The organism is Streptomyces longisporus (assembly GCF_039532765.1).
Taxonomy (GTDB): domain Bacteria; phylum Actinomycetota; class Actinomycetes; order Streptomycetales; family Streptomycetaceae; genus Streptomyces; species Streptomyces longisporus.
Genome location: NZ_BAAASG010000026.1, coordinates 32,861 through 46,217, shown reverse-complemented (window position 1 = coordinate 46,217; position 13,357 = coordinate 32,861). Strand labels below are relative to the sequence as shown.

13 protein-coding genes are annotated in these 13,357 nt (G+C 66.3%); 8 read left to right on the top strand and 5 right to left on the bottom strand.

Features of this window, described 5'->3' with window-relative positions:
• From ABD355_RS40415 to ABD355_RS40380, 8 genes are all read left to right on the top strand, one after another.
• A partial coding sequence (locus tag ABD355_RS40415; protein WP_344406184.1) for a DUF6531 domain-containing protein occupies nt 1-3,842 on the top strand: 3,842 nt, incomplete at its 5' end.
• 307 nt (nt 3,843-4,149) lie between these two features.
• Complete coding sequence (locus tag ABD355_RS40410; protein WP_344406183.1) at nt 4,150-4,674, top strand: hypothetical protein; 525 nt, start codon at nt 4,150-4,152, stop codon at nt 4,672-4,674.
• Nucleotides 4,675-5,163: 489 nt separating this feature from the next.
• Entirely contained in the window at nt 5,164-5,595 is a 432-nt protein-coding gene (locus ABD355_RS40405) for a hypothetical protein (RefSeq protein ID WP_344406182.1), read from the top strand.
• A 384-nt stretch (nt 5,596-5,979) separates the two neighbouring features.
• The gene (locus ABD355_RS40400) at nt 5,980-6,399 is read left to right on the top strand and encodes a WXG100 family type VII secretion target (protein WP_344406181.1); all 420 of its coding nucleotides are present in this window, start codon (nt 5,980-5,982) and stop codon (nt 6,397-6,399) included.
• A 126-nt stretch (nt 6,400-6,525) separates the two neighbouring features.
• Entirely contained in the window at nt 6,526-8,127 is a 1,602-nt protein-coding gene (locus tag ABD355_RS40395) for a peptidoglycan-binding protein (protein ID WP_344406180.1), read from the top strand.
• A gap of 9 nt (nt 8,128-8,136) precedes the next feature.
• Nucleotides 8,137-8,610 carry a protease inhibitor I42 family protein gene (locus ABD355_RS40390; protein WP_344406179.1) on the top strand — a complete coding sequence of 158 codons (474 nt, stop codon included), beginning with the start codon at nt 8,137-8,139 and terminating at the stop codon, nt 8,608-8,610.
• A complete protein-coding gene (locus tag ABD355_RS40385; protein ID WP_344406177.1) occupies nt 8,607-9,020 on the top strand; it encodes a hypothetical protein in 414 nt (137 codons plus the stop codon). Before ABD355_RS40390 ends, ABD355_RS40385 begins: the two co-directional genes overlap by 4 nt.
• Before the next feature lie 225 nt (nt 9,021-9,245).
• Nucleotides 9,246-10,010, top strand: coding sequence for a hypothetical protein (locus ABD355_RS40380; RefSeq protein WP_344406175.1), 765 nt, complete (start codon nt 9,246-9,248; stop codon nt 10,008-10,010).
• 71 nt (nt 10,011-10,081) lie between these two features.
• On the opposite strand, the gene ABD355_RS40375 is transcribed toward ABD355_RS40380, so the two are convergent.
• The 5 genes from ABD355_RS40375 to ABD355_RS40355 form a co-directional block, all read right to left on the bottom strand.
• On the bottom strand, nt 10,082-10,342 hold the full coding sequence (locus ABD355_RS40375) for a hypothetical protein (protein ID WP_344406173.1): 261 nt from the start codon (nt 10,340-10,342) through the stop codon (nt 10,082-10,084).
• On the bottom strand, nt 10,339-11,466 hold the full coding sequence (locus tag ABD355_RS40370) for a WXG100 family type VII secretion target (RefSeq protein WP_344406172.1): 1,128 nt from the start codon (nt 11,464-11,466) through the stop codon (nt 10,339-10,341). The genes ABD355_RS40375 and ABD355_RS40370 overlap by 4 nt, the downstream gene beginning before the upstream one ends.
• A gap of 21 nt (nt 11,467-11,487) precedes the next feature.
• Nucleotides 11,488-11,964, bottom strand: a complete 477-nt coding sequence (locus ABD355_RS40365; protein WP_344406171.1) for a hypothetical protein — start codon at nt 11,962-11,964, stop codon at nt 11,488-11,490.
• 129 nt (nt 11,965-12,093) lie between these two features.
• The gene (locus tag ABD355_RS40360) at nt 12,094-12,681 is read right to left on the bottom strand and encodes a hypothetical protein (protein ID WP_344406168.1); all 588 of its coding nucleotides are present in this window, start codon (nt 12,679-12,681) and stop codon (nt 12,094-12,096) included.
• Nucleotides 12,682-12,712: 31 nt separating this feature from the next.
• A complete protein-coding gene (locus ABD355_RS40355) occupies nt 12,713-13,294 on the bottom strand; it encodes a hypothetical protein (protein WP_344406167.1) in 582 nt (193 codons plus the stop codon).
• Between the last annotated feature and the right edge of the window lie 63 nt (nt 13,295-13,357).

Here is a 13,357-nt window from a genome sequence, read left to right as displayed (position 1 = left end):
TGGAACACGGTGCCGAGAAGCTGGGAAAGACCATCGGCGAGGACGCCGGCAAGGCGGTCAAGGGCCTCTACCACGACACCGGCACCCGGCTGAAGAAGGTCGCCGAGAACCACGTCGAGAACGACGCGAAACACGCCGCCGAACTGGAGAAGATCCTCAAGGGCGGCAAAGACGGGGAAGGGATGGGGCCTGGGTTCCCATCGAAAGGCCCGGGTGGCAACGGCGGCTCGGCCGGCAGCAAACCAGATCTGTTGAACAAGGCGCTTGACGACCCTCGCCACCACAGCGTGGAACCGAAGAACCGTGCGTGCAAGGAAGACCCGATCGACGTCGCCAGCGGCCAGATGCTGTTGGAACAGACCGACCTCACGCTGCCCGGCGTGCTGCCCCTCGTGCTCAAGCGCACGCATCTGTCGGACTACACCTTCGGCACCTGGTTCGGCCCGTCCTGGGCCTCGACCATGGACGAGCGGATCGAGGTGGACATCCGCAACAAGGCCGTCTGGGCTCGTGAAGACGGCACCCTGCTGGTCTACGACCAGTTGCCCACCCCGCAGCAGCCCGAGGTGCTGCCGCTGGAGGGCCCTCGGATACCACTGCGCCGCACCAGTGAGGTCGGTTCGGCGCACATGGAGTTCGCCACCACCGACCCGCGCACCGGCTGGACGAAGTACTTCGCGCGCCCAGGCAGCGAGGGCTGGCAACTGTGGCTGGCCACGATCGAGGACCGCAACGGCAACCAGATCGACATCCATCGCGACGGCACCGGCCTGCCGTTGTCGATCACCCACAGCGGCGGCTACGACGTTCACCTCACCGCCGACGGCGACCTGGGCCGCATCACCGGGCTGTCCCTGCGCACCGGCCCCGACGCCGACGACACCGTGCAGGTCATGGCCTACGGATACGACCGCGCCTCAGGAGATCTCACGGAGGTTGTCAATTCCTCGGGGCAACCGCTGCGCTTCGACTACGACGCCGAGAGGCGGATCACTTCCTGGACCAATCGCAATGGTTCCAGCTACCGGTACGTCCATGATCATTACGGACGGGTCATACAGACCATCGGTCCCGAGGGGTATCTCTCCGGCACGTTCGTCTACGACTCCGAGAATCGCACCACTCGCTGGACGGATGCGCTGGGTCACGTCACGCTCTACCAGCTCAATGAACGTGGCCAGATCATTGCGGAGACCGACCCACTCGGTCGTACGACCCGGCAGACAGTCAATGCCCATGGTCACGTGCTGACTCGCACGGATCCACTGGGCCGGACCACGGAGTACACCTGGGACGATCAGGGCAACATGCTCGCCGTGCGGCGCCCGGATAGCTCATGGACGGCCATGCGCTACAACGAACTCGGGCTCCTTGTGTCAGTACAGCGCGATGACGGTTCTCACGCTGTTCAGGAGTTCGACGACTTCGGCAATCGGATGTCTGTCACGAATGCCGCCGGTGCGACGACGCGCTTTGTCTACGACGACCGAGGCTATCTGACTGCAGTCATCGACCCTCTCGGCGCAACGACACGCGTGCGCTGCGACGAAGCCGGGTTGCCGGTGGAGACCATTGATCCGCAGGGTGCGGCCACCCTCTGCGAACGTGACGCATTTGGCCGCCAAACGGCGGTTACCGACCCGCTGGGCGCGACGGTGCGACTTGAGTGGACCATGGAAGGCAAACTTGCTCGTCGCACTGGCCCGGACGGCGCTGCCGAGTCCTGGACATTTGATGGCGACGGCAACTGCCTGACCCACACTGACGCGATGGGCGCCGTCTCCGGGTTCGAGTACACGCACTTCAATCTGCAGTCTGCGAGCATCTCGTCGGAAGGCACGCGGTACGAGTTCGAGTACGACGCGGAGCTGCGGCTGCGAAAGGTGATCAACCCCCAGGGCCTGAGCTGGACTTACCAGTACGACCCGGCAGGACAATTGGTCGAGGAGACGGACTTCGACGACCGGATCGTCAGCTACACCTATGACGCTGCCGGGCAACTGGTCACTCGCACCACGCCTTCCGGGGCAGTGATCAGCTTCGAACGCGACCTACTGGGCCGTACCGTGGCACGAGACGCAGCCGGCTTCGTCACCACCTATGCCTACGACGCGACCGGCGGTCTGATCGAGGCGAGGACCCCCGATGCTGTCCTGACGTTGGAGCGGGACGCAGTAGGGCGTCTGGTCGCCGAGACGGTGAACGGCCGCACACAGCGATACACCTACGACGGGCTGGGGCGACGCGTCAGCCGTACCACCCCGACTGGTGCTACCAGCACCTGGCAGTACGATGCCGCGGGTCGTCGCACCGAGCTGAACAGTTCTGGTCGTATCATCAAATTTGACCGCGATGCGGCAGGTCAGGAGCTGACGCGACGCATCGGGGACAGCCTCATCCTGACCCACACCTACGATCCCCACGGCCTGCTGCTGAGTCAGGATCTGACCGGCCCGGACTCCCGACGTCTGCAACATCGTGCCTACACCTACCGCGCAGACGGTCATGTGATCGCCATCGATGACCGCCTCAACGGCTCCCGTCGGTACGACCTTGACCCAGCAGGTCGAATCACGAGTGTGCGCTCGGCTGGGTGGACGGAGACCTACGCCTACGATCAGGCAGGCAACCAGACAGAAGCATCCTGGCCTGCATCGATGCCTGACCAGGAGGCGACCGGGGCGCGTACCTACACTGGTACGCGCATCCACTCCGCCGGCGGCGTTCGCTATGAATACGACGCTGCCGGGCGCGTAAGCCTCCGCCAGAAGGCTCGCCTGTCTTCCAAGCCCGACACGTGGCGTTACGACTGGGACGCCGAGGATCGCCTCACGTCCGTCACGACGCCTGATGGAACTCGCTGGCGCTACCACTACGACCCGCTTGGTCGACGCAGCGCCAAACAGCGGTTGGCGGCGGACGGCAGCACGGTCGTCGAACAGGTGGACTTCACCTGGGACGGCACCACATTGTGCGAGCAGACGACCCGCTTCACGGGCAATGACCGCGCGGTGAGCCTCACATGGGACCATTACGGCACTGCACCGCTCACTCAGCGGGAACGGATCCACGGCATCGACGCTCCTCAGGAGGAGATCGACGCTCGTTTCTTCGCAGTCGTCACCGACATCGTCGGGACTCCCACCGAACTGGTCGACGAACAAGGGACCATCGCTTGGCGCTCTCGGTCCACTTTGTGGGGCGGCACCGCCTGGAACCGTGACGCAACGGCGTACACCCCGCTGCGATTCCCCGGTCAGTACTACGACCCTGAAACGGGCCTTCACTACAATTACTTTCGGCACTACGACCCTGTCAGTGCCCGCTACCTCACTCCGGACCCCTTGGGTCTCACTCCCGCTCCGAACCCTGTCGCCTACGTCACCAATCCCCTTCACGGAATCGACCCCCTCGGCCTGGCCGAGCTCCCGCTGGGCGAAAAGGGAAACCCGTTCCCGGATCGCGCGAGCGCGGAGCGAGCAGCGTTCGACATGGCGGGAGTGAACTACGATAGAGTGCCGGACTTTGAGTGGGAAATCGGGGACGACGTCAGGCGAAAGGGGCAGGATTTCTATGTCTACGACCCGGAGCCCACGCACTGGGGCAATATGCGCCAGTTCGAGACGCCGCAGGGCTCGCGCGTGGTTGTCGAGCACACCCACGATCCGGCTGGCTCCCACTTTCACGTGGGGGAGCCAAAGCATGGCTCAGATCGCACAGGGGTGAACTTCGGCTGGGCCAGCAAGTATCCGTCCGACGAAAACTTCGAGCGGTACGGAAAAGTCAACAAGCCTGGTGGTGACCACCACCTGTTCTACAAAGGCGGAGAGGTCTGCCCCTGATATGAGCGAGCCAGCTTCCACTGAACTCCTTCGCCGATGTGGCCTGGAAATCCTTGACGAGTCCCCAGCCGATTCCCTGCCCGCGCCTCGGCGAGCAGTGGGCATCACCATCGGAGGGACGGCCCCGGCCGCGAAGGTTCCCCTCGTGGGATCTGAACTGAGTTCACGTGTCGACACGGCGTGGCTCCAACTCGCGCGTGAGCACCATGTTGTGGACGCGGAGGGCCGTTTCTTGATCACAACCTCGATGAACGGCCCGTGGGTACCAGTGCGCATCCACGGTAGAACACATATGGCGGAGCACTTGGTGGGACACAACGCGCCGCCTGGACACGCGGAATTTGTCACCATGGCTCTTGATGGCAGCGTCATGTGCGGCGTGACCACAGAAGAGTACGACGTATGGCTGGTGGTGGACCGTGAGAGGATCAAGACGCCGCCCCCACCGCCTCCGGATATCGAGGCGTTCCGTGCCGCCATGCGCAGGAAGCAAGAGCTCGAGAAGCGGTACGCGCCCGAACGCCTCGAACAACCACTCGGCGACGGGTGGGTTCTCCTCGCATTCCATCGTCACACCAAGAATCTCCGGCGTCTCCACGAGATCCCTGACGAATTGAGCCGAACTCTCTTCCCCGGGTTTCTTGGTGGCAGGCAGCCTCGAACGGATGCGCCTCCGCGGCAAATCACCGAAGGTCAGGCTCGGGAACTCGGAGAACGACTCGGAGTCCCTGTTGACACTCACAGTTTCGGATATTTCCTCGAGTTCCAGTCAGCTGAGACCAAAAGCCGGCAGTCGCAGGCGCGTGCGATCGCTCCCAATCTTCTTTCCTGAGGACGGAAAGTAGACCGCTCGGTGGTCCTCGAAGCGCTGATTCGTTGAAGTCTTGAACCATCGGCCTGTGACGGTTCTTGATCTGCGGTACGACGTTGGGCTGTGCAGGCCATCGGTACCGGTGCATCCGTGATCGATGACACGCCCAGCGCATCACAGCTGACCTCCGGCTGCTGCACACGGGCGTCTGCGCCAATCCGGACAGGTTGACGAACGCGATCAATGACAAGGTCGACCGTGAAGATCGATCACATCGACACCTTTGGCACTGGCGTCGACCTCGGCGCCTTCCTGGACGCCGCTATGTCTGATGAGGAAGAGGGTCCGCCGCATATGGCCGACAAAAGCGCAGCCGACCGCCTGCCGGCCAAGCGGCGTTCGCCGCGGGGAAATGTCCCGCTTCGCGCGGTCGCAGCGGTTTCCGTCGTCCTGCTCCTGGCGGGCGGTTGCGCGCCCCAGGACGATGCCCCGAACACCCCGTTGCCCAGGATGGCCAAGGACGATGCCTTGAAGTGGGCCAAGGACTCCACCGCCCACATGGCCGAGCTCACGGACGTCGAACTGCTCCCCGACACGGCCAAGGTGCACTTCGAGGCCTGCGTCGGGGCGAACGACGAGGTGGCCGAGGACGGCCGGTACAGCCTCTTCTACTACGTCTACTCACCTGCGCCCGCCACGGACCACACTCGTATCGTGCGGAAGCTTCGCAGTGAACTCTCCAAGCGGGGCTACGAGGTGACCTCGTACCGCGAGTTCAGGAGTGCCTACGCCTCGGCGGTGTTCCGGGCTCGCGGCAAGAAGACGAGCTACAGCGTGGAGGCTGAGACGGTCGGCTCCGGCAAGAGGAAGCCTCAGCGTTTCTCCTTCGCCGTACGTACGCCCTGCATGCTCCCGCCCGGCGTCAAGCAGCAGCAGTTCTGAACACCTGAGTGCACCAACCTGAGCAGAACCGACCCGACAACGACGCCCGCGCTCGACGGTCCGTACATTCGTATCCAGGCGGTGACAACCTCAAGTCGTCCATGGGCGGCCGTTCGTGGAACGACCGAGCGAGTGTCCCAGAACTTCGAGCGGACCGGCACGGACACCTCGGCCCACAGTAATTGGGTAACTCCAAAGTGCGGCCAGATGGTGGTAAGCCGGGCCTGAAACGCCCGGGTGTGACTCCGAAGCCCGTCCCGTCCAGCCTCGACAGCCGCACGCGAAGCCGCCTGCTCATGACACCGGATCAGATATCATCACTGGTCAGAAGGCCTGGACCGCCACGGGGGTGTCCGGCCGTTCAGATCAGAGGGGCGGGGGAGCATGTCCGGTGCGGGCTCGGACGGCTACAGGATCGACGCGAGCGGCATGGACGGTGAGGCCGGAAAGCTCGACCAGGCAGGCGACGATGTCGGCGCCATACGCAAGGCCGTGGAAGACCACATGTGCTACGCACCGGACGCTCTCGGCGGCTCCGACTCCGGCCCCGCGTACGACAACTTCGCCGCCGCCTGGCAGTCCGAGGCGAAGACCTTGGAAGCCGCGCTGCACGAGCTCGCGGACAAGGTCGGCATCTCCCAGCGCAACTATGAGAACGCCGACCACGAAACCATCCTCGCGCTGCACTCCGCGGGTGCGGGCGACGGCCTGACAACCATGCCCGCACCGGCCGCTGCCCACCCGGGGACGACCACTGGCCTTACCCCGGGCACGCCTCCGCTGAGCCTCGCTGACTTCGACTGACGGGCCGGCACACGCCACACAGTCGACACACCCGGCGGCCGCGCACCCGGCCGACGTGTGTGCTTCCACCTGACCTGTGACACCTGACATCTGACATCTGAGCAAGGACAACGGGGCTCTCACCACATGGCCGACGCAGGCGAATCCACCACCGACCGCAAGGAAAAGATCGACCGTTACACGGGAGACCTCGCGACGGCCGACAGCAAGAACGAGGTCCTGGAGGCCATCGGCAACCTCCTCGGCGTCTCTGCGCCGGTCGGTTCCCCGAGCACCCTGGCGGCCATCGCCCAGCGCTACAAGAGCCAGGCCGACGATGCCGCGGACGTACAGCAGCGGGTCGAGAAGGTCGCCGCGTCAGGGCTTCCGTCGGTGTGGGTGGGCAGTACCGGTGCCAAGGCGGCCGAGGTGGTGGCGGCAGCCGGCCGTTCCGCCGAGCAGATGGCCGAGGCGTTCCGTAAGGCGTCCAAAGCCCTCTACGACCTCTCTGACGCGCTCACCTCCGCCCAGTCCAAGGACGACAACGGCCGCGAGCAGCTGCAAAAGGCCCGCACGTTGCTCGGCGGCGAGGACGGCTTCTTCGACGACATGGTCGAGACGGACGACGAGGAAGCCGACCGCAAGCGGGCCCAGGACGTAGCCGGAACAGGGGCCAACCTGCTCTACGCAGCCGCGCAGGAGGCTGACGACGCGGCGCGGGCGGCGGCACGGGAGCTGAACAAGTACGCGGCCGAGGCCCGTGCCGGGCACATGCACACCGACGACATCTCCGCCGCCGACCGCCTCGTCCTCGCCGATGTCGGCGTGTTCGGGGGCCCGCAGGAGCAGAACGAACTCCTCACCGCCGACGACCTCGAACGTTCCGGCCGTTTCATGGAGAAGATGAACGCGCAGGACGAGGCCCGATTCGAGCGGATGCTCGCGGATGCCCAGACGCCGCAGGAGCGGGCGTATCTGGTCAAGGCGCTGGCTGCGGGCTACGACGTGGACCAGGTCGGCCAGTTCCGTGACAAGATCCACGGCAAGAACCCGTACTGGCTTCAGCAGCACCTCAGCCCGATCGTCACGGCCGGCGACAGCAAGGTGGACGAGGGGCTCAATCCTGACGGGTCGAACCGGAACACCGACTACCAGTGGTTCGGCGACGAGAAGTGGTCCCAGGAGGGCAACACCTGTGTGCCGTCGAGCACGGTGACCGCCCGCGCCATGGTCGATCCCCTCTACGCGCTGGAGTTGACCGGCGGACCGTCCGGGCAGGAGAACGACCCCGATGCGTTCCGCCACCGTCTCCACGACGAACAGCTGCGCCTGCACGAGGAAGGCGACGGCGACTACCTGCACTGGTGGTCCGACGTTCCGGATGGAATGGACAGCGACGGGCAGAACGCGATCGCCAACGACGAGATCAGCCCGCACACCGGCAGTAAGTACGAGTACCAGCAGGTCCGCGGTGCGGACGACCGCCGTGACGTGCTTCCGGACATCGAGAAGTCCGTTGCCGAGGGCAAACCCGTCCCCTTCGAAGTGGAGGGGCACGAGAAGGACGGCAGTCGGGTCGGACACCAGATGATGGTGATCGGCCAGGAGGGCGACATGCTGCAGATCTACAACCCCTGGGGCCAGACGACCTGGGTCAGTGAGGACGACTTCGTCAACGGCCATATGGACAAGGCCTCCGACTCCCGCATGCCCGACGCGTACGCCGTCCACCTGCCCGCCGACCGATAAGTGAGCGTCATGACCAGCGCCCCGCGCCGACTGGCCCTTCCCGCCCTGCTGATGACCGCGCTCGCGGGCTGCGGTACCACCGGGCCGGACACCTATGAACTGGGTGAGAAGCACATACAGGTGGATGCGGGGGAGGAGTTCAGGCTGTCCGTTCCCGTCGACACCGCGATGGGGGAGTGGTGGTACCTGACATCGCCGCAGCCTGACCGCGACGTCGTCCGGAGGACGGACAAGCGGGAGGAGGTCGAGGCCGATGACGGCGCCGTCGGCAGCGGGAACGGAACGGACTTCTTCGGCTTCAAGGCCGTCGGTCCGGGCACGACGAAGATCCGGTTGATCCAGTGCCCGCGTGGTGCCTGCGCCGGCGGCGGCGATGCCGGCGGCCCCGTCACGCCGTCTCCTGTCCGGAGCGGCAGCCCCACCCCCCAAGAGAAGTACCGGGCCACCATCCACACCTACACCGTCACCGTGAGGAAGCCATGACCTCCGAGCCGCGGACCTCGCGCCCGGGTCGGACCGACGACGAGTTGGCGCAGTCGGACATCCCGGCGATGCTGCGTTACGGCCTCTCCTTCGCCGGACCGCACCGCACCGCCCTCTTCGGAGACGGCGCCGTGGGTGCCGCCGTCCTGCTGGACCGGCTCGGCATCCAGGCGCGGGCGGTGGCCTTCCTCGCCAAGGTGGTACGGAGTGGGGGCGTCCGGTACGCGGCCGAGCTGCAGGAGCCGGTGCCGGGCGAGCAAGCGGTGTCGATGGTGCGTGCGTGGCTGGAGGCTGCGGCCACTGCCGCCGACGGGATCGACGGCGACGAGGAGGCCGCCCGCTGGCTGGAGGCCGTGGCCGAACTGCTCAGCCTCCGGCGCGTTCACCGCTCTCGGGCATCCGGGGAGTGAGCGGCAGATCTCCGGATCATGGGAGCACCCGGGCGAGTGCGTCGGGGTGGAGGAGTGCACCCGTGCAGCCGGCGCAGCACGCCCCCGAATGAGGTCAAGGCGTGAAGGCCCGGAGGGGATTCTGCCGACAAAACCGCCGATACAACGCTTGGTTCGAGTTCTCGGACGGGCCCTTGCTTAGATGATCAAGCACGTTTGCACGCAATCAATCATCACGGGGTATTCATGCACACGCGTGTCCTGACCGTCCGACGCGCCGCCACCGGGCTCGCCTGCGCCGCAGCGATGGTGTCGCTCGCGGCCTGCAACAACGGCGACACCGGCGCCGCGGGGTCCGCAGGTGGGTCCACGCCGTCGAAGAGCACGGAGGCCAGTCCCGCCGCCAAGCCGAACGGTGTCGAGAAGCTCTCCGCCAAGGAGATCTACGACTCGGGCCACAAGGCCAACGCCGCCGCCGGCTCCTTCCGGGAGCAGATGACGCGCGGGGGCACCAAGACCGACATGCTGCTGTCCGCCACGGAATGCGTCGGCACCGTCAAGATGTCGCAGGGCACCTTCCAGGTCATCCGCAAGGGCGACGACGTCTGGGCCAAGCCGGACTCGGCGATCGTCAAGGAGTTCAACTCCGAACTCGGCGCCAACACGCTCTCCGCCGACAAGTGGCTCCACGGCACGCCGAGCAACCCGCTGATGAAGGGCTTCGCCAGCTGGTGCCACCAGGAGCAGTTCACCGCACCGGACACGCTCGACGCCGGCAACAAGGTGACCAAGGGGAAGGTCACCACGGTGGGCGGACAGCAGGCGGTGCCGGTCGTCATGACGGCGAAGGGCGACTCGGTCACCTGGTACGTGGCGACCACGGGCAAGCCGTACTACTTCAAGCAGGCCAGCAGCCGTAAGGACATGCAGAACCTGGTGTACTCCGACTTCGGCAAGCCGGTGGGCGCGCAGGCGCCCTCCGGCCCGGTCGAAGAGGCACCGAAGAAGTAGTCCGGTAGCCCCTGGTCACGCGGTTGTCGGCCCGGCGGGCAGTTGCCCGTCGGGCCGCATCCTGTGCGGGCTCAGGGCCCGCAGGTCCCCGACTCGGCTGCGCACTGCCAACCCGAGAACCCGTCCCCGGGATGGTCGACGGCATGGTTGAACCGGATGAACCCGTAGACCACGACGACGGTGAACGCGACGGCGGCCAGCGCCGCCAGCCACAGTGCGATCCGTCGTACGACCCGCGGTACGCCCCGCCGAGGCGTCCGGCGGCGGGCAGGCTCCCGAACCCGGGGCGGTCGTGGGCCGGTGTTGCGCGGGGTGTGTCGGCCGGCGGTCATGCGCAGGACGTTATTTCGTCGGAGGTGCCGACCACGTCGAAGTCGCGACCCAGGCCCACGGTGTTGAGGTGGGCGATGTCGGCCTGCTCCAGGTTCATGCTGGCCGGGCCCCAGCCTCCGGTGGCGTTGGCCCGGTGTTCGCTGGGGATGCCCCAGTCGTAGCGCTTCTGGACCTCGACCCGGTAGGTGACCTCGCCGTCGTGGACGTAGCCGGTCAGCCGGTACTGGAAGTGGTTGAGCGCGTAGTACCACTCCGAACTGCTGTCTCCGTCCGCGGGGTTGGGCGCGGTGGACTTCCAGTCGGTGGTGAACGGGCCGTCCGGGCGGCCGTGGACGTCCTTGCGCAGGGTCTCGTCGACGCCCGACCGGAAGGCCGGGATCTGGTCCATCATGGTCTGCGGCTCGACCTCCACCGTCTTGCCGCTGCCGTCCAGGTAGTGCTGGACCAGGCCGGCCGCCGTGGGCCAGTCCTTGACCGTGGCGAAGTACGCGGCGACGTTGTTCAGCTGGTTGCGGACCTTGTAGTCCTTGTCGTCCGGCTTGTCGATGTTGAACTTCCGGTTCTCGCTCTCGAAGTTGTGGGCCGTGCCGAAGACCACCTTCAGGCTCTTGGTGAGCCACGCGTCTTCTTCGGCCGCCTTGTCGAGGACCTGATTCAGGCGTTCCTGGAGGCCGTCGGCGGTGCGCTGGTGCTGCTCGTAGTTCGCGTGCACCTCGGGGTCGTCGGGATTGTCGACCACGCACATCTCGATCCGGCCGTCCGCGCTGATCGTCATGCCGTTCTCCAGCGCCTCCTGCTGAAGCTGCCGCGCCCTGCGCTGGAGCTCCTCCAGGCCCTTGGTCCCGCCGGTGCCCTTCGCGCCGTCGGCCTCCTGGTCGAGGAAGTCACGCAACCCCCTGACCTCCTGGTGCAGCGCGTCGATGTCCAGCTGCACGCGGTCGCAGTAGGCCTGTGCGCGCTCGCCCGCCTCGCCCTGCCAGTGGTCCTGGTGCAGCTTCTTGACCACGGCGTCGTGGAACTCCGTACGGGCGTCCTTGATCTTGCGGTGGATGGCGTTCCAGCTGTCGGCGAACGTCTCCAGCGCGTGGACGTCCAGCTCGATGAGCTGGTGGAAGGTGACCATGGTGCTGCTGCTTCCTCCGGCTCAGCGGGACGGGTTGGGGGCGTGCGGGTCGGCGAACTGCGAGGCGGTCGCGACCTCGTTGCCGTCGTACGCGTCCGCGCTGTCGCGGAAGTTCCGCGCGGCCGTGTCCAGGCGGTCCGTGACGACCTTGAGCAGGTCCTCCCAGCGGTGCTGCATGTCGTCGATGCTGTCGACGAACGACCAGCCGGGCGCCGCCTTCGCCAGATCGCGGAAGGAGTCCTCGGCCGGCCCGTCGGTCTTGCGGAGCAACCCGGAGGTGGTGTCGCAGTCGTCGGCCCTGGCCCGAAGGAACGACGAGCTGACTCCTACGTCCGGGTCTCCGCCCCAGACCGGCGGCGCGGGTGGGGGAGGCGTGGGCGGAGGGCCCGGTGAGGGCGACGGCTCGGGTTGCGCGACCGTGGTCATGGCTGGTGCAGCGGTGGTCGCTGGTGCCGAGACCTGGGCATACGCCAGCCTCGGATCGACTGCATGGCTCATCGCCGTCTCCTCCAGAGCCGGTTGCCGGCTCTCACCCCGTACAGAAGGAACGTTCTTGATCAGCGTAGGGCAGCCGTTACTTGATGTGCCACCGTCATCTCCGTGCGCCCGCCTGGGCCGGGCCCTCCGTCACGTGAAGAACACCACCAGCAGGCTGACCACGAGGCCGAGTACGCCCACCGCGACCGTCACCAGGGTGGTGCGGAACAGGCCCCGGCTCTCCCCCTGTCCGTAGGGGAAGCCGGTGACCGCGCAGAAGAGGCCGATGGCCAGGGCGATCAGGGCGCCGAAGCCCCAGGCGCAGCCGACGGCGACGGCGCGGGTCCAGCCGTGGTCCTGCATGTACGAGGTGTCGCTCGTCCGGCGGGCCTCGATGACGTGGCCGCGGGTGTACAGGGCGTCGCTCTTGAGCTCCGCGTTGAGGTCCTTGACCGTGCCGTCGGCGGAGGTGAAGGTGCCGTAGCACCACCTGGTCCTGGTCTTCTTCCGTGAGCTCGAAGTGCTCGACGAGCTGCGGTACTTGTACTCGACGGTGCAGGTCTGGACGGTGAGCTTGCCCGGGGTGGACGTGGCGTAGGTGTAGGGGCCGAGGTAGGCGCCGAGTGCCAGTGCGACGAGTCCTACGAGGATCAGGCCTGCGCCGATGAGGCGGCCGAGGCCCGTCCGATCTCCGGGTGCGGCGGCGTTCGTCGCGGCGTTCCCGTGTACTTGTGTCATGGGGGTTCCTCAGGAGGGATACGGGCGGGCGTTACAGGGCGAGTGCGCAGACGAGTGCCGCCAGGGCGCCGAGGGCGAATACGCCGCCCAGGACCGGCCCGGTGACGCGTGAGGCCGGCAGACGCCGCCAGGACTCCGAGAGGGCGGGGCCGTTGCGGGCACCGAAACCGGTGAGAAGGCAGAAAATGCCGAAAGCCACCAGGCAGAGGCAGAACGCGAGAATTCCGGCGTCTTTTCCTGGGGCCCGGTCCTCGGGTAGTTCGAAGGTGCCGTCCGCCTGTACGACGGGGATTTTCGCGCCGGTCTCGAAACGCGAAGACGTGTTCACCACGACGTCCTGGTAACTGGCCTTGCCGTCCTGCGCGGTCCAGTTTCCGGTGCAGCTGAACTCGAGTTGTGTCGTACGCCTGTGCGTGCCGTAGTGGGTCCTCGTGTGTGTTTCGCATGAAGAAACCGTGAGGGTTCCCTCGGTGCCGTCGCCGGCAAGTTCACTGCGCAGTTCCGGAATGGTCACCACGGCGATGACCACGGCCACGAGGAGCAGCCCCAGACCGACGAGTCTTCCCGCCCAAAGGCTGCCTGTACTGCCGTAACGCGGCTGTGTTGTCACCACTGTTGGTCGTCCCCCCTGGGAAACTTTACGATCTTGACCGACGGTTTGCCGGGCCGTGCGCGA

What these genes read in the sequence shown, in the direction of transcription:
- ABD355_RS40405 (WP_344406182.1), top strand. Translation starts at nt 5,164, where the DNA reads ATGGCCAAGGACGATGCCTTGAAGTGGGCCAAGGACTCCACCGCCCAC.
- ABD355_RS40400 (WP_344406181.1), top strand. Translation starts at nt 5,980, where the DNA reads ATGTCCGGTGCGGGCTCGGACGGCTACAGGATCGACGCGAGCGGCATG.
- ABD355_RS40395 (WP_344406180.1), top strand. Translation starts at nt 6,526, where the DNA reads ATGGCCGACGCAGGCGAATCCACCACCGACCGCAAGGAAAAGATCGAC.
- ABD355_RS40390 (WP_344406179.1), top strand. Translation starts at nt 8,137, where the DNA reads ATGACCAGCGCCCCGCGCCGACTGGCCCTTCCCGCCCTGCTGATGACC.
- ABD355_RS40385 (WP_344406177.1), top strand. Translation starts at nt 8,607, where the DNA reads ATGACCTCCGAGCCGCGGACCTCGCGCCCGGGTCGGACCGACGACGAG.
- ABD355_RS40380 (WP_344406175.1), top strand. Translation starts at nt 9,246, where the DNA reads ATGCACACGCGTGTCCTGACCGTCCGACGCGCCGCCACCGGGCTCGCC.
- ABD355_RS40375 (WP_344406173.1), bottom strand. Translation starts at nt 10,342, where the DNA reads ATGACCGCCGGCCGACACACCCCGCGCAACACCGGCCCACGACCGCCC.
- ABD355_RS40370 (WP_344406172.1), bottom strand. Translation starts at nt 11,466, where the DNA reads ATGGTCACCTTCCACCAGCTCATCGAGCTGGACGTCCACGCGCTGGAG.
- ABD355_RS40365 (WP_344406171.1), bottom strand. Translation starts at nt 11,964, where the DNA reads ATGAGCCATGCAGTCGATCCGAGGCTGGCGTATGCCCAGGTCTCGGCA.
- ABD355_RS40360 (WP_344406168.1), bottom strand. Translation starts at nt 12,681, where the DNA reads ATGACACAAGTACACGGGAACGCCGCGACGAACGCCGCCGCACCCGGA.